Origin of the sequence: Arthrobacter sp. PL16 (genome assembly GCF_035985055.1) — a bacterium.
Taxonomy (GTDB): Bacteria; Actinomycetota; Actinomycetes; order Actinomycetales; family Micrococcaceae; genus Arthrobacter_D; species Arthrobacter_D cheniae.
The window spans coordinates 548,114-563,325 of sequence record NZ_JAXCIC010000001.1 but is presented as its reverse complement, the minus strand read 5'-3'; the positions used below and the strand labels follow the sequence as shown (position 1 = coordinate 563,325).

General features: G+C 66.2%; 14 protein-coding genes. 6 read left to right on the top strand and 8 right to left on the bottom strand.

What is annotated here, in order from left to right; genetic code table 11:
- Position 1 precedes the first annotated feature (1 nt).
- Complete coding sequence (locus RCH21_RS02550) at positions 2–421, bottom strand: DUF3052 domain-containing protein (protein WP_120147807.1); 420 nt, start codon at positions 419–421, stop codon at positions 2–4.
- A gap of 357 nt (positions 422–778) precedes the next feature.
- Here RCH21_RS02550 and aceE point away from each other — a divergent pair, with 357 nt between their 5' ends.
- The 6 genes from aceE (at position 779) to fabF (ending at position 8,753) form a co-directional block, all read left to right on the top strand.
- Complete coding sequence (gene aceE, locus RCH21_RS02545; protein WP_326963066.1) at positions 779–3,532, top strand: pyruvate dehydrogenase (acetyl-transferring), homodimeric type; 2,754 nt, start codon at positions 779–781, stop codon at positions 3,530–3,532.
- 119 nt (positions 3,533–3,651) lie between these two features.
- Positions 3,652–4,977 (top strand): PucR family transcriptional regulator, encoded by a 1,326-nt coding sequence (locus RCH21_RS02540; protein WP_326963065.1) that lies wholly within the window; start codon positions 3,652–3,654, stop codon positions 4,975–4,977.
- Between the two features lie 78 nt (positions 4,978–5,055).
- Positions 5,056–6,021 (top strand): ACP S-malonyltransferase, encoded by a 966-nt coding sequence (locus RCH21_RS02535; protein WP_326963064.1) that lies wholly within the window; start codon positions 5,056–5,058, stop codon positions 6,019–6,021.
- Positions 6,018–7,079: a beta-ketoacyl-ACP synthase III gene (locus RCH21_RS02530; RefSeq protein ID WP_326963063.1), complete on the top strand. Its 1,062-nt coding sequence runs from the start codon at positions 6,018–6,020 to the stop codon at positions 7,077–7,079. The genes RCH21_RS02535 and RCH21_RS02530 overlap by 4 nt, the downstream gene beginning before the upstream one ends.
- A 76-nt stretch (positions 7,080–7,155) precedes the next feature.
- Complete coding sequence (locus RCH21_RS02525; RefSeq protein WP_026552001.1) at positions 7,156–7,401, top strand: acyl carrier protein; 246 nt, start codon at positions 7,156–7,158, stop codon at positions 7,399–7,401.
- A gap of 116 nt (positions 7,402–7,517) precedes the next feature.
- The gene (gene fabF, locus RCH21_RS02520; protein ID WP_326963062.1) at positions 7,518–8,753 is read left to right on the top strand and encodes a beta-ketoacyl-ACP synthase II; all 1,236 of its coding nucleotides are present in this window, start codon (positions 7,518–7,520) and stop codon (positions 8,751–8,753) included.
- A 159-nt stretch (positions 8,754–8,912) separates the two neighbouring features.
- Here fabF and RCH21_RS02515 read toward each other — a convergent pair whose 3' ends face one another.
- The 7 genes from RCH21_RS02515 to RCH21_RS02485 form a co-directional block, all read right to left on the bottom strand.
- Positions 8,913–9,416, bottom strand: a complete 504-nt coding sequence (locus RCH21_RS02515; protein WP_326963061.1) for a DUF3145 domain-containing protein — start codon at positions 9,414–9,416, stop codon at positions 8,913–8,915.
- A 228-nt stretch (positions 9,417–9,644) separates the two neighbouring features.
- Complete coding sequence (locus tag RCH21_RS02510; protein WP_326963060.1) at positions 9,645–10,577, bottom strand: tyrosine recombinase XerC; 933 nt, start codon at positions 10,575–10,577, stop codon at positions 9,645–9,647.
- Between the two features lie 355 nt (positions 10,578–10,932).
- Entirely contained in the window at positions 10,933–11,607 is a 675-nt protein-coding gene (locus tag RCH21_RS02505; protein ID WP_326963059.1) for a methylated-DNA--[protein]-cysteine S-methyltransferase, read from the bottom strand.
- Between the two features lie 79 nt (positions 11,608–11,686).
- Entirely contained in the window at positions 11,687–12,889 is a 1,203-nt protein-coding gene (dprA, locus tag RCH21_RS02500) for a DNA-processing protein DprA (protein ID WP_326963058.1), read from the bottom strand.
- Positions 12,886–14,382 carry a YifB family Mg chelatase-like AAA ATPase gene (locus RCH21_RS02495; protein ID WP_442784649.1) on the bottom strand — a complete coding sequence of 499 codons (1,497 nt, stop codon included), beginning with the start codon at positions 14,380–14,382 and terminating at the stop codon, positions 12,886–12,888. Before RCH21_RS02495 ends, dprA begins: the two co-directional genes overlap by 4 nt.
- Positions 14,383–14,420: 38 nt before the next feature.
- A complete protein-coding gene (locus tag RCH21_RS02490) occupies positions 14,421–14,786 on the bottom strand; it encodes a YraN family protein (protein ID WP_326963056.1) in 366 nt (121 codons plus the stop codon).
- Positions 14,787–14,883: 97 nt separating this feature from the next.
- Positions 14,884–15,210 carry a DUF2469 domain-containing protein gene (locus RCH21_RS02485; RefSeq protein WP_120147819.1) on the bottom strand — a complete coding sequence of 109 codons (327 nt, stop codon included), beginning with the start codon at positions 15,208–15,210 and terminating at the stop codon, positions 14,884–14,886.
- Positions 15,211–15,212: the final 2 nt, after the last annotated feature.

Here is a 15,212-nt window from a genome sequence, read left to right as displayed (position 1 = left end):
TCTACTGCTTCCGTCGGCTGACGAGCCGCGTCGCCGACCATTCCCTGGACACGCCCGCCGAGGAGGTCGAGTGCAGTCCGGCCGTCGGTGCAGCCTCCTGGACGTCGGCGGGAGAGACATAGCCGGGACGGCCGGACTTGGGTGTGAGGAGCCACACCACGCCGCCGGCTCCGAGCGAGGTGAGCGCGTCCACGAGAGCATCCACGAGGTCGCCGTCACCGTTCCGCCACCAGAGCATCACACCGTCGACGACGTCCTGGTCGTCCTCCGTGAGCAGTTCAGCTCCGAGCCCGTCCTCCAGTTCCTCCCGGAAGTCGAAGTCGACGTCGTCGTCGTAACCGAGTTCCTGAACAAGGTCTCCATCCTTGAAACCCAACTTGCCTGCCACGTTGACCGCAGTGGCGGCTTCAGCCTCGCTCACTTAGCTCCTCCTGGAAAAACGGGACTGTCGCCTGACGTGTCCTCGTATAGATATACATTGCTACCAGCCAACACCTTTATACGCCAAGCATCAAGCCGGAGGGCGCTTTTGGCCGCTCGGGCGGCCAAGGAGGTGCGGCAGCCGCCCATCCCATGGTGTCCGTGCACGCCCTCGGCGTAATCTGCCGGGCGGCCCTCCCCCCGCTACGCAGAGGAGGCACGGCGGCGATAGAGTGAATGGATAGATGGCCGCGGTGCTAACGCCGGTCGGCCCAGCATGCAACTCTGCGTGGGCCCATGAGCCGTGCGCAGGCATTAAGCGACACAGACATAATCTGTGGAAGTGGAGAGATATCGCGTGGCTGTAGAACAAGGTACGGCGGATATTCTGAGCGGTCTGACGGTCGGCAAGCCCGACGGGGATCCCGAGGAGACCGCCGAGTGGATCGAATCCCTCGACCAGCTGATCCGCACCCAGGGCACCGAGCGCGCGCAGTACATCATGCGCTCGCTCCTTCAGCGTGCGGGTGCGCAATCCGTGGGCGTGCCCATGGTCACGACGACGGACTACGTGAACACGATTCCGGCGGATCAGGAGCCCGAGTTCCCCGGCGATGAGGAGATCGAGCGGAAATACCGTGCCTGGCTGCGCTGGAACGCTGCCGTCATGGTGCACCGTGCGCAGCGCCCCGAGATCGGCGTCGGCGGTCACATCTCGACCTATGCCGGAGCTGCAACCCTCTACGAGGTGGGCTTCAACCACTTCTTCAAAGGCAAGGACCACCCCGGCGGTGGGGACCAGGTCTTCTTCCAGGGCCATGCCTCCCCCGGGATGTACGCGCGCGCCTATCTCGAGGGCCGGCTGACCGAGGAGGACCTCGACGGGTTCCGGCAGGAGAAGTCCAAGGAGGGCCACGCGCTCTCCTCGTATCCGCATCCCCGCCTGATGCCCAAGTTCTGGGAGTTCCCCACCGTTTCGATGGGCATCGGGCCCATGAACGCCATATACCAGGCACAGTCCAACCGCTACCTGCACAACCGCGGCATGAAGGACACCTCCGACCAGCAGGTCTGGGCGTTCCTCGGCGACGGCGAGATGGACGAGCCCGAATCACGCGGCCTGCTGCAGCTGGCGGCCAACGAGAACCTCGACAATCTCAACTTCGTGATCAACTGCAACCTCCAGCGCCTCGACGGTCCCGTCCGCGGCAACGGCAAGATCATGCAGGAGCTCGAAGCGTTCTTCCGCGGCGCCGGCTGGAACGTCATCAAGGTGGTCTGGGGACGGGAGTGGGACTCGCTCCTGGCCAAGGACGACGACGGCGCACTGGTCGACATCATGAACCAGACGCCCGACGGCGACTACCAGACGTACAAGGCCGAGTCGGGCGGATTCGTCCGGGACCACTTCTTCGGGAAGTCGCCTGCGACGAAGGCGATGGTCGAGGACCTGACGGACGCGGAGATCTGGAACCTCAAGCGCGGCGGCCACGACTACCGCAAGGTCTTCGCGGCGTACAAGGCCGCAACGGAGTTCAAGGGCAAGCCCACGGTCATCCTCGCCAAGACCGTCAAGGGCTACGGCCTGGGCCCGCACTTCGAGGGCCGCAATGCGACCCACCAGATGAAGAAGCTGACCAACGAGGACCTCAAGGCGTTCCGCGACCACCTGCGGATCCCCGTCACCGACGAACAGATCGACGACGACCTCTACAACGCCCCGTACTACCACCCGGGAGCGGATTCGCCCGAGATCAAGTACATGCTCGAGCGCCGCCGCGAGCTCGGCGGGTTCGTACCCGAGCGGCGCACGAAGCACGTCGACATCGTGCTGCCGGGCGACAAGGCGTACGAGATGGCCAAGCGCGGGTCGGGCAAGCAGATGGCCGCCACGACCATGGCCTTCGTCCGCATCCTGAAGGACCTCATGCGGGACAAGGAATTCGGCAAGCGGATCGCCCCGATCATCCCCGACGAGGCCCGCACGTTCGGCATGGACTCGTTCTTCCCCACAGCGAAGATCTACAACCCCAAGGGCCAGAACTACCTGTCCGTGGACCGTGACCTGATCCTCGCCTACAAGGAATCCGTCGAGGGGCAGATCCTCCACGCCGGCATCAACGAGGCCGGCTCCATGGCTGCCTTCACGGCAGCCGGAACGGCGTACGCCACCCAGGGACAGCCGCTGATCCCGATCTACGTCTTCTACTCCATGTTCGGATTCCAGCGCACCGGAGACTCCATCTGGGCCGCCGCGGACCAGATGGCGCGCGGCTTCATCATCGGGGCCACCGCCGGACGCACCACGCTCACCGGCGAAGGTCTCCAGCACGCCGACGGACACTCCCCGATCCTCGCGTCCACGAACCCCGCGGTGATCACCTACGACCCGGCCTTCGGGTACGAGATCGGACACATCGTCCGCGACGGCCTCAACCGCATGTACGGCGACGTCGGCGACAAACCCGAATCCTTCCGCAACGTCATGTACTACATCACCGTCTACAACGAGCCCTTCGTGCAGCCCGCGGAGCCGGAGGAACTCGACGTCGAAGGACTGCTCAAGGGCATCTACCTCCTCAAGCCCGCGAAGGTCGATGGGCCTCGCACCCAGCTGCTCGCCTCCGGCGTCGCAGTGCCCTGGGCGCTCGAGGCGCAGAAGATCCTCGCCAAGGACTGGGGAGTGTCCGCCGACGTATGGTCCGTCACGTCCTGGAACGAACTGCGCCGTGACGGCCTCGACGCCGAGGAGGAGGCCTTCCTCAACCCCGGCGCCGAAGCCCGCAAGCCGTTCATCACCCAGCAGCTCGAAGGCGCGACCGGCCCGATCGTCGCGGTCTCGGACTTCATGAAGGCCGTTCCAGACCAGATCCGCCAGTTCCTGCCCAACGAGTTCGCCACGCTCGGCGCTGACGGGTTCGGTTTCTCCGACACCCGCGCAGCGGCACGCCGGTTCTTCAAGATCGACAGCCACTCCGTCGTCGTCCGCGCCCTGGAAATGCTCGCCCGCCGCGGCGAGGTCGACGCCAACGCCCCCAAGGAAGCCATCGAGAAATACCGCCTGCTCGACGTCACCGCCGGCACCACAGGCAACGCCGGCGGCGACTCCTAACACGCAGCCCCCGGGAAGGGCGACGGCGGGAAGCAGCTTCGGGCTGCATCCCGCCGTCGCCCTTTTTGTAGCCTTCTCACAAATGGAGCCCAGCGGCGTCGAGACCGTATGCTCGAAGGATGCCGCAGCCCGAAGATGCTCCCGGTCGCTCTCCCGGCGCCGTCGGAGCGACGAATGCAGGAACCTCTCCCCCGGACCCCGCGACCGTCGAGAAGCTGCGCGCCACGATCGGGTCGCTGTCGACCGCGACCCTGAAACAGCTCGACGCCGACCTCCCGTGGTACCGCGGTCTTCGCCCGGACGAACGATCCGCCCTCGGGATGGTGGCTCAGAAGGGCATCGCCTCCTTCGTCAACTGGTACCAGAAGCCCGTGTCACCGGCGTGGGTGCTCAGTGATGTCTTCGGTACGGCGCCTACCGAGCTCACGCGGTCGATCAGCCTGCAGAAGGCACTTCAACTCATCCGGGTGGTGGTCCAGGTCGTCGAGGACCACGTGCCGTTCCTGGCGCCGGCCGCCGATCAGGCGCCGTTGCGGGAAGCAGTCCTCAGGTACTCGCGGGAGGTCGCCTTCGCCGCAGCAGATGTGTATGCCCGCGCAGCCGAGACGCGGGGGTCGTGGGACACGCGACTGGAGGCACTCGTCGTCGACGCCATCCTCCGGGGGGAGAGCTCCGACGCACTCCGCTCGCGCATCGCCGCCGTCGGGTGGAAGTCGCAGGCGCGCATCACCGTGATGGTGGGCAGCGCCCCGCAGGAACCCAATGCCGGCTTCCTCAACGAGCTCCGCCGCGTCACCGCGCGCCTCGCCGAAGATGTCCTCGTCGGCATTCAGGGTGACAGGCTCATCCTCGTGCTCGGTGGCGTGCGGGACCCGGGGAAGGCCTATCCGAGGATCAGCGAACTCTTCGGTGACGGCGCCGTGGTGTTCGGGCCGGAAGCGGAGTCGCTCGTCGCCGCCAGCAGTTCGGCGCAGGCCGCCTTCGCCGGTCTGACGGCTGCTCGTGCCTGGCCCGACGCGCCCCGCCCCGTCTCCTCGGAGGACCTCTGGCCCGAACGTGTGATGTCCGGGGACGACACCGCCCGACGCGCCATCGTGCGTAGCATCTACCGACCGCTCCTCGCGGCGTCGAACGGGCTGGAGCAGACCCTTTCCGCCTATCTCACCCTCGGTCACTCACTCGAAGCGACGGCGAGGTCGCTGTTCGTCCATGCCAACACCGTCCGCTACCGCCTGAGGCGTGTCTGCGACGTGACGGGTTGGGATCCCCTCATCCCGCGCGAGGCCTACGTCCTGCAGACCGCACTGGTGGTGGGACGGCTCGCTGCCGGCGCAGCCCCGCCGGCGTCCTCCGGCGGGACCACGGCCGGAATCACCCGGGCCGTCCGCTCGCGCGGCGCCGACAAGCGTGCACCTGCTGCCGTGGGCCGTCCCAACGGCTTGTAGACTTCCTACAAAGAGGCACAGCCAGCTTGGTTCAGCCGAACACCCGATAATGCTCCTTCTCTTTGGAAAGCTGGAACAGTGCTTGCAATCGCCTGCCCCGGACAGGGCTCACAGACCCCCGGCTTCCTGGCCCCCTGGCTCGACCTCCCCGGGGTCCGCGACCACCTCGAGCAGCTCAGCGACCGCGCGGGCACGGATCTGGTACGGCATGGCACCACCTCTGACGAGGACACCATCAAGGACACCGCCGTCGCTCAGCCGCTCATCGTCGCTGCCGGGCTCGTCACGGCCCGCCTGCTCCTGGCGGACTACTCGCTGACCGCAGCCACCGTCGTCGCCGGTCACTCGGTGGGTGAGCTCACCGCCTCCGGTATCGCCGGGGCACTGTCCGAAGACGACGCGGTCGCGTTCGTCCGGGTCCGGGCGAATGCCATGGCGGAAGCCGCCGCCGCAACGCCGACCGGCATGAGCGCGGTCCTCGGGGGAGATCCCGATGACGTAGCGGCGCGAGTGGCCGAACTCGGTCTCACCGCCGCGAACGCCAATGGGGGCGGCCAGGTCGTCGCGGCCGGGACGCTGGAGCAACTTGCGGCCCTGAGCGGGAACCCACCGGCAAAGACGCGCGTCATCGCCCTCAAGGTCGCCGGAGCGTTCCACACCGGTCACATGTCCCCCGCTGTCACCGCCCTCGAGGCATTGCGTCCATCACTCGCGCCTGCCGACCCCGTGGCTACGCTGATGTCCAACTATGACGGGAACCCCGTCGCTACCGGTGAGGGTAACCTCGACAGCCTGATCGCGCAGGTCTCCCGTCCTGTGCGCTGGGACCTCTGCATGGAATCGATGCAATCGATGGGCGTGACCGGGATGATCGAACTGTCCCCCGCAGGGACCCTGACCGGCCTCGCGAAGCGCGGAATGCGCGGGACGGCGACACTCGCCGTAAAATCGCCCGAGGACCTGGACGCAGCCCGCAGCTTCATCGGGGAACACTCCCGCACCACGGACCTCGATCCGACACTTACCTCCGAAGGACCTCAGTGAGCATCACCGCCATCAAGCAAGCCCCCCTCCGTGAGCACACGCGCATCCTCGGCGTAGGGGCGTACCGTCCGGAGATCATCGTCACCAACGAGGACGTCTGCCAGTGGATCGATTCCTCCGACGAGTGGATCCGGCAGCGGACGGGCATTGTCACGCGGCACCGGGCGCCCCGCGATGTCAGTGTCATCGACATGGCAGAAGCTGCCTCCCGCGAAGCACTCGTTACGGCCGGCATCGACGCCTCCCAGCTGGGGGCGGTGCTCGTCTCGACCGTGACCCACCCGTATGCGACGCCGTCGGCGGCCGCCCAATTGACCGACCGGCTCGGTGCGACTCCAGCGCCCGCATATGACATCTCTGCCGCTTGCGCAGGTTACTGCTACGGGATCGCGCAGGCAGACGCGCTGGTCCACGCGGGATCCGCGGAGTACGTCCTCGTGGTCGGTGTGGAGAAGCTTTCCGACTTCATCGACAACTCCGAACGCACCATCTCCTTCCTCCTCGGTGACGGTGCCGGTGCCGTGGTCATCGGTCCTGGCGAATCTGCCGGGATCGGTCCATCGGTCTGGGGTTCGGACGGCAGCAAGCACGAGGCCATCCGCATGAACCATTCACTGCTGGATGTCCGCGACTACTCGCTCGGGTCGGTCGCCACGGACACCGAGGGAGAGCAGGACACCGCGGAAGGCCGTGAAGGCCTCTGGCCGACGATGGTCCAGGACGGACCAACCGTGTTCCGCTGGGCTGTCTGGGAGATGGCGAAAGTCGCCCAGCGCGCCCTCGACGCCGCAGGTGTCTCCGCCGACGACCTCGCCGTGTTCCTGCCGCACCAGGCGAATATCCGTATCATCGATGAGATGGTGAAGCAGTTGAAGCTTCCCGGGCATGTCTACGTGGCTCGGGACATCGTGGACGCAGGCAACACCTCGGCAGCCTCCATTCCCCTGGCGATGCATCGAACCCTCAAGGAACATCCGGAGTTCAGCGGCAAGCTCGCGCTGCAGATCGGATTCGGCGCCGGCCTGGTGTTCGGAGCGCAGGTCGTGGTCCTCCCCTAGTTTTCAAGCCCAAACCGCGACCGTGCGGTTTGACCATCCCCGCCGGTGCACCGGCAAGAACAGAAAAGGAGCCACCATGGCTAGCAACGAAGAAATCCTGGCCGGTCTGGCAGAGATCGTGAACGAGGAGACGGGCCTCGCTCCCGAGTCCGTCGAGATGGACAAGTCCTTCACCGACGACCTCGACATCGACTCCATCTCGATGATGACGATCGTCGTCAACGCCGAGGAGAAGTTCGGCGTGCGGATCCCTGATGAAGAGGTCAAGAACCTGAAGACCGTCGGCGACGCCGTCACCTTCATCTCGGGTGCGCAGGCCTAAGAACCCGCCGTTCCCCGTGCTGCGGCCGCTCCCGGTGTCACCGCCGGTGGCGGCCGCATCCGTCCTCCCTTCGCCCCGGTTCGGCCGGCGCACGCCCTAGCTTTGAAAGAGTGACCATGCCACGCAAAGTCGTCATTACCGGACTCGGTGCAACCACCCCCATCGGCGGGGACGTCCCAACGATGTGGGCCAACTCCCTCAAGGGAGTCTCGGGCGCACGAACCATCGAGGCCGACTGGGTGCAGAAATACGAACTGCCGGTCACCTTCGCCGCGCAGATCACCGTCCCGGCGTCGGAGGTCCTCACACGCGTCGAAGCCAAGCGCATGGACCCTTCGACGCAGTTCGCTGTGGTCGCCTCCCGGGAAGCCTGGCGTGATTCCGGGATCGAGGACGTCGATAAGGATCGTCTCGCCGTCGCCTTCGCTACAGGTATCGGCGGGGTGTGGACCCTGCTCGATGCCTGGGACACACTGCGCGAGAAGGGCCCGCGGAGGGTCCTTCCGATGACGGTGCCGATGCTCATGCCCAATGGCCCTGCCGCGGCCGTGAGTCTCGACCTCGGTGCCCGTGCCGGCGCACACACCCCGGTGTCGGCCTGCGCCTCGGGCACCGAAGCCCTCCACCAGGGTCTCGAACTGATTCGATCCGGCAAGGCCGACGTCGTCGTCTGCGGCGGTGCCGAAGCTGCCATCCACCCGATGCCCATCGCCGCCTTCGCCTCCATGCATGCGCTCTCCCGTCGAAACGACGAGCCTGAACTCGCGTCCCGCCCCTACGACACGGGCCGGGACGGTTTTGTCATGGGCGAGGGAGCCGGCGCCATCGTCCTCGAGGCGGAAGAACACGCCCTCGCGCGTGGTGCCCGGGTCTACGCCGAGCTCGCCGGTACTTCCGTCACGGCCGACGCGTACCACATCACGGCTCCCGATCCCGGCGGACTCGGAGCAACCCGCGCCCTGAAGGCTGCTCTCTTCGACGCGCGAGCGCAGCCGGAGGACGTCGTGCACATCAACGCTCACGCTACGTCGACTCCGGTCGGGGACAAGCCCGAGTACACAGCCCTCAAGGCAGCTCTGGGAAACCACCTCGACGAGGTGGCCGTATCCGCTACCAAGTCCCAGACAGGACACCTTCTCGGCGCTTCCGGCGCTGTCGAGGCCGTCATGACGGTGCTCGCCCTCTACGAGCGGAAGGCGCCGCTCACCATCAACCTCGACAACCAGGATCCCGAGATCCCGCTCGACGTCGTGACCGCACCCAGGGACCTGCCGTCGGGCGACATCGTCGCTCTGAGCAACTCCTTCGGTTTCGGCGGACACAACGCCGTCATCGTCCTACGCAGCGTCTAGGTCGGCCACACACACGAGAGGCGCAGCCCGGCCGGGCTGCGCCTCTCGTGTGTGTGGAGCAGATTGCGTGTCGTCGTCGGCGTTGGCCGCAGCGTCAGAATGCCCTGGTGTCCTGCGGTCGACGCGCCGCCGAACGTCCTAGCCTGTACCAGCTCCCGATCATCCGACCTGGTGCAGCCAGCGCACAGGAGCACCCTCCGCAGCATGACGGAACGGTTCGAGCTCCTCGTCCCAGGACTCGCCGAGTGCAAGGGACAGCTCGTGATAGACGGCTGCAGGATCACCGGCACCCGTCTCGTAGGCATAACGGATCCGGTCCTCGGTCACCATGATGTTGCCGTGGACGTCGGTGGTGGCATGGAAGATGCCGAGCTCAGGGGTGTGCGACCAGCGGCCACCATCTGCCCCTGCACTCTGTTCCTCGGTGACCTCGTAGCGCAGATGTGCCCACCCTCGCAACGCAGAAGCGAGCTGGGCTCCGGATCCCTGCAGGCCGATCCACGACAGCTCGGCGCGCAACATTCCAGGCGCGGCAGGTTGCGCTGTCCACTCCATGTCGATGCGCTTATCCAGCACAGAGCCGATAGCCCACTCGATATGAGGGCACAACGCAGTAGGGGCCGAGTGCACGTACAAGACACCGCGCGCCATCACAACAGACATTCCATCCTCCATAGCTGTAGGTACGTCTTCCCCAACGACCTTCAATGGATGATGAAACAGCAAACGGATGTGCCAGAGCTTTACGAGACCCACCCGCACGGCGTGCGGGTTCGATGTGACTACTGCTTATTGTGCACGAGAAGCCTCAATTCCGCCACTGCACCTACCACAGTGCCAGTGCTGGGGCGTCCCGGCTTGCTCGAGGAGTTCTGACGGGCGGCGAGGCTCCTACGCCCGCGGGTGCGCCTGCTCGTAGCTACGCCGGAGCCGATCAACGGACACGTGGGTGTACAGCTGCGTGGTGGCGAGGCTCGAGTGGCCGAGCAACTCCTGCACGGCGCGGAGATCAGCACCACCGTCCAGGAGGTGAGTGGCAGCAGTGTGCCTCAGCGCGTGGGGACCTCTCGCTGCAGTGTCACCCAATCCTTCGAGGGCTTCCCTGATCTGGGTGCGGACGGCCCTCTGGTCGATACGTCCTCCACGGCGGCCAAGGAACAATGCCGGGCCGCTCCTCCCGTTCACCCACTGCGGGCGGCCGCGACGCAGCCAGTCATCAATGGCATACCCGGCAGGCACCCCATAGGGAACGGTACGTTCCTTGTCCCCCTTGCCCGTCACGACGAGGGTTCGGCGCTCCGTATTGACGTCGTCCACGTCGAGGCCGACCAACTCACCGACCCGGACACCCGTCCCATAGAGCACCTCGAGCATGGCCCGACGTTGGAGCTGGTGGGCATCGCCCTGCTCGCTGCGCCCTCCAAGGCCCTCGAACAGGGCCTGCGCCTGCGGGTGGCTGAGTACCGCCGGCAGGGTGCTGTTGCGCTTGGGTGCTCGTAGGCGTAGAGCGGGATTCAGCGGGACGATCTCCTCGCGCACGGCCCAATCCATGAAGGACCGAACCGCCGCTGCTCGTCGCGCCAACGTGGATCGCGCCAGACCTGCTTGATCGAGCGCTCCGAGCCATGCCCGGAAGTGACGGAGTTCGAGCTGCCCCAGGTCTGATGCACCAGCCCCTGCAGCGTGAGTCAGGAACAGGGCGACATCCTTCTTGTACGCCCGTACCGTGTGCTCGGATCTGTTGCGCTCCAGCGTCAGGTACTTCTCGAACCCCTGAAGGGCCCTAGCAGGTCCTCCGTATGATTCAGCGGTGCCGTCAGTCATGTCTTCCTCCGCCCACCAGTATCCACGCCTCGTCGGTTCGATGAAGGCACTTCACCCAGCGCGTTTCGCAATCCTGCGCCGACTGGGCGTGCGCATTGGCCTAGGTGGGAGAGATCGACATCCGAATTCGTGGGGAGCAGGGCGTCAGCAGCCTGATAATCGACAGGCGGCCAACGGGGGCGGCCACGGGTGATGAATCCGAGGTGCGACAGATTCACAGTGATAGTGGCGGTCCAATGGAAGGAGTAGAAGGGTGGGCATCAAGGCCCGCTGCGCAGTGCGGCCCTGGCTGCCCGAGAGACTCCCTGGCCCGCGTCGGCCGGTTCATCGGGTCCTGGAACACCCCGGTCTGCGTTCACCTCACGCCTGGCGAGCCCGGCGCGTCGACGACGCTCTCCTTGCTTCCCGACGCGACCGGGTCTGCATCTGGAACTCCGTCCGATTCCCTCTCAAGCAACTCCGTCTTCGTCGCGTTGCCCGCGGCATAGCCGACCACAGCGCCAGTGCTGCTGACCACCCTGTGACCGGGCACGATGATCGACACCGGATTGGCCCGTATGGCCGCTCCGACAGCACGCCCCATACCGGCATTACCCAGGTTCGCGGCGATGTCCCGGTAGCTGCGGCGTTGACCGTAGGGTATTCCGGACAGGGCAGTCCAGACCATTCGCTGGAACTCGGTTCCCCGAAGATCCACCGGCACGTCGAAGTGACGCCGTGAGCCGGCGAAATACTGCCCGATCTCACTCGCCGCCCGCCACAGGAGAACCTCTGTCGCGCTCGGACTGACGTCAGGCCCTGCCTCCGCCTGATTCCCGTCTGCTGGCACGACGACGGACGGCTCCAGTGGCCGTCCGAGGAGCGACCGTGCGGGCACCGGAGAGTGGTCCTCGTGATACAGGCCGACGATCGCCTCGCCGTTCGCGACGATGCGCAGGACCCCGACAGGAGAGTCGATGTCCAGGTATCGTCGTTCCGCGCCTGGGGCGTTGGGGCCTTCTTCTGCACTGCTGGACTCGATGCTTGTCATGAGGGTTCTCCGCGAGGTGTTCGTGATGGGCAGGGCGTTGTTCGGGGGACTCGGCAAGACGGAAGAGCGAAACGGCGCGTCATTCCTTCTGCCGTCGCCATCCGACGCTCGTCCTGTGGGCAAGGCCGGCAAGTTCCAGCCGGGCGAGTCCGCTCAGGACCTCACGGATGGACAGACCGGCGACCGATGCCAGTTTGTCGACGGTGGTGAAGGCGCGAACGGGTAGTCCGTCGAGCACCAGAAGATCGGGGATGGTCAAGCCATCCTGATCCCGGGCCGGCTCAGCGTCCTCCCTGGCGCGGTCGCCCAGGGGTGGTTCGCCGAGCGGGCCGGCTAGTTCGGCGACGTCGGCAGCGTCGGTGACACAGACGGCTGTACCATCCCTGAGCAACCGGTGGCATCCCGCGGAGTTGGCAGAGTGGACCGAACCAGGGACGGCTCCAACCGGCCTTCCGAGGCCCGCCGCATGGTGGGCTGTATTCAGGGCGCCGGACCTCCAACGAGCCTCGACGACGACTGTCACGGCGCTGAGAGCAGCGATCAACCTGTTGCGCTGTAGAAATCGCCACCTTGTCGGAGAACTTCCCGGTGGTACCTCCGAGATGAGCAGGCCGCTGCGCGCGACGGTGCGGAGTAATTCCTCGTTCCCGGCTGGGTAATAGCGATCGACGCCGCAGGCCAGCAGCGCGACGGTGGCTGGGAAAGCACCGTCATCGGTCGTTGCGAGCGCTGCCCTGTGAGCCTGCGCATCGATCCCGTAAGCGCCACCTGAGACCACCGCGTAGCCGCGGGACGCAAGGCCGGAGGTCATGTCGGCTGTCACGGAGGACCCATAGTTCGTGCTGTCCCGCGAACCTACGACGGCGGCCAGCCGACCGAGGTTCGGAATCTCATAATTACCTCGTACCCACAGGCACAGGGGCGCCGAGGTCTGGAGATCGTGCAGCGCCGCCGGCCACTCGCTCGATTCCGGAGTGACGAGCCGGCCGGCCAGTCGCTCGAGCGTGGCGAGATCACGCTCGGGAGCCAGATCCCCGAGACGCGGGTCCCATCGAGCCAATCCCTCCTGCAGGTGGTCACGGCGGTCATCCGGAATCCCGAGTAGGTCATGAAGCTGAGCCCGGACGTCGTGCCCGGCGTGGATCTCGCCGCGGGCGATGCGCAGGGCATCGATTGGGCCGACCACGGACACGAGGCCCAGACCGATGGTGTCGGACGGCTCGAAGAGCCTCGAAAGCGCGGCCCTGGCCGTTGTTGTGCTGTCCGTCCCGCCCGTCGTCACTGTGCACTCTCCTGGAGGCGGAACCCCAGGGCCGTGACGACGTCATCGGCCTCCGGGGTGTCACGACCAGCGAGATCCGAGATGGTCCAGGCGACGCGGAGAACACGATCCCAGCCACGAGCGCTGACCAGGCTCCGGTCCAGCGCCTTATCCAGGGACGCCGTCACCTTCCGCGGCAGGGCGAGGTCTCCCCGCAATATCCGTCCCTGCACCTCCGAATTCGTGGTGTAGTTCCAGCGGCGCAGCCGGCTGCGCTGTGCAGCCCGCGCTCCGGCGACTCGTGCGGCTACAACGGCCGAGGTCTCGGCAGACGTGCCCCCGGCATAATCGGCGAGACTCACCCTTTGCACGACCACCTGCAGATCGACCCGATCCAGCAGGGGCCCCGACAGCCGGTTGAAGTACCTGCGACGTTGCTGGGCCGTGCACAGGCAATCGATTCCTTTTCCATTGGCGAGCCCGCAGGGACAGGGGTTGAGCGCGAGAACCAGCTGGAAGCGCGCAGGGTAGGACGCGGTGCCCGATGCACGATGAAGGACGAGGCACCCGCTCTCGAGCGGCTCCCGCAGCGCTTCGAGAACCCGGCGCTCATACTCCGGCGCCTCGTCAAGGAACAGGATGCCCCGATGCGCCCGTGACGCGGCTCCCGGTCTCGGGATACCGCTGCCGCCCCCGATGATGGAGGCGGGAGTTGCCGTGTGGTGGGGGCTCTCGAAGGGTGGCTTACGGACCAGCTCGGCGCAGAGCCGATCACCGCTCAGGCTATGGATGGCGGTGACCTCCATGGCGTGATCATCCTCCAGATCTGGCAGGATGCCCGGCAGTCGCTCGGCAAGCATCGTCTTGCCCGCACCGGGAGGTCCCATCATGAGCAGGTGGTGCGCACCGGCCGCCGCGATCTCGAGGGCGAATCTCGCTTCCTGCTGACCTGCGATATCCGACAGGTCCTTGAGCGGCGCGGATGGCAGGACTCGGGTCATGGCCCCGGTGCGTATCGACGGGTCGGGACGATCCACGTCGCCGACCTCCGCTCCGAACGCCACCGCGACGTCCGCAAGGGTCTGGAACGCCCGGACCTCCGCTGCGGGGACGAGTGCCGCTTCCGCCTCATTCTCCTCGGCAACCACTATCCGATGGTGTCCGGCGTCGACAGCGGCCATCACCGCCGGGAGGACACCATGCACGGGACGCAGTTGCCCATCCAGTCCGAGCTCGGCGATGAAAACCGTCGAACCGCACCCCCGGACATCGCCCGCTGCGGCAAGCGCCGACATGACGATCGCCAGGTCGAAGGCCGACCCTCGTTTCGGCAGGGACGCAGGAATGAGGTTCACCGTGATCTTTCGGCGGCTGAGCGGAACCCCCGCGTTCCGGGCGGCCGCCCTGATACGGTCCTTGGCCTCGTTGAGCGACGCATCCGGAAGACCGAGCAGTACGAAGGCCGGCAGGGTCTGCCCGATATCCGCCTCGACCTCGACGATGTGCCCGTTCATGCCGACAAGGGATACTGCGTAGGTCCGCCCGAGCACCGTCAGATCACTGCCCGGACATGCTCGATCCGCGGAGTGCCGGAGCCGTCGTCGAGGACTCCGACGGCGTCGACGCGGAACCCGCTGAATCGCAGGTTGTGCCCGCGCGCCCATTTCGACGCGAGCAGGTACAGCCGCTCGAGCTTGCTCGCCGTGATGGACTCGAGCGGTTGCCCGAAATCATCCGAACTGCGCGTCTTGACCTCGACGATCACCAGCGTCGACCCGTCGATCGCGACGAGGTCGATCTCCCCCGCGGGACACCGCCAATTGCGGTCGACGATCGTAAGCCCGGCCCGTTCCAAGAAGTCAGCGGCCGTCGCTTCCCCGCGACGCCCCAATTCATCCTTTGCCAACATGGCTACCACCTCCGCCCCCAGCTTCAGGGAGGCAGAGAAGGTGCACGGCAGGCTGCTGTCCTATGTGGACAACCTCAGGCAGAACCAGGCGGAGCGGCGGACCGACTCAGTTGCCCAGCGTCCCGTCCTTCGGCAGCGCCATGTCGTCGGACTTCGACAGTTCCTCCACGTTGACGTCCTTGAACGTGATGACACGGACGTTCTTCACGAAGCGGGCGGAGCGGTACACGTCCCACACCCAGGCATCCTGCAGGGTCAGGTCGAAGTAGACCTCGCCGTCCGCCGAGCGGGCCTGCAGGTCCACGTTGTTCGCCAGGTAGAACCGGCGCTCCGTCTCGACGACATAACTGAAGAGCCCCACGACGTCCCGGTACTCGCGGTACAGCTGGAGCTCCATGTCGGTTTCGTAGTTCTCAAGATCTTCGGCACTCATTC

What these genes read in the sequence shown, in the direction of transcription:
- RCH21_RS02540 (WP_326963065.1), top strand. Translation starts at nt 3,652, where the DNA reads ATGCCGCAGCCCGAAGATGCTCCCGGTCGCTCTCCCGGCGCCGTCGGA.
- RCH21_RS02525 (WP_026552001.1), top strand. Translation starts at nt 7,156, where the DNA reads ATGGCTAGCAACGAAGAAATCCTGGCCGGTCTGGCAGAGATCGTGAAC.
- fabF (WP_326963062.1), top strand. Translation starts at nt 7,518, where the DNA reads ATGCCACGCAAAGTCGTCATTACCGGACTCGGTGCAACCACCCCCATC.
- RCH21_RS02515 (WP_326963061.1), bottom strand. Translation starts at nt 9,416, where the DNA reads ATGTCTGTTGTGATGGCGCGCGGTGTCTTGTACGTGCACTCGGCCCCT.
- RCH21_RS02510 (WP_326963060.1), bottom strand. Translation starts at nt 10,577, where the DNA reads ATGACTGACGGCACCGCTGAATCATACGGAGGACCTGCTAGGGCCCTT.
- RCH21_RS02505 (WP_326963059.1), bottom strand. Translation starts at nt 11,607, where the DNA reads ATGACAAGCATCGAGTCCAGCAGTGCAGAAGAAGGCCCCAACGCCCCA.
- RCH21_RS02495 (WP_442784649.1), bottom strand. Translation starts at nt 14,382, where the DNA reads ATGAACGGGCACATCGTCGAGGTCGAGGCGGATATCGGGCAGACCCTG.
- RCH21_RS02485 (WP_120147819.1), bottom strand. Translation starts at nt 15,210, where the DNA reads ATGAGTGCCGAAGATCTTGAGAACTACGAAACCGACATGGAGCTCCAG.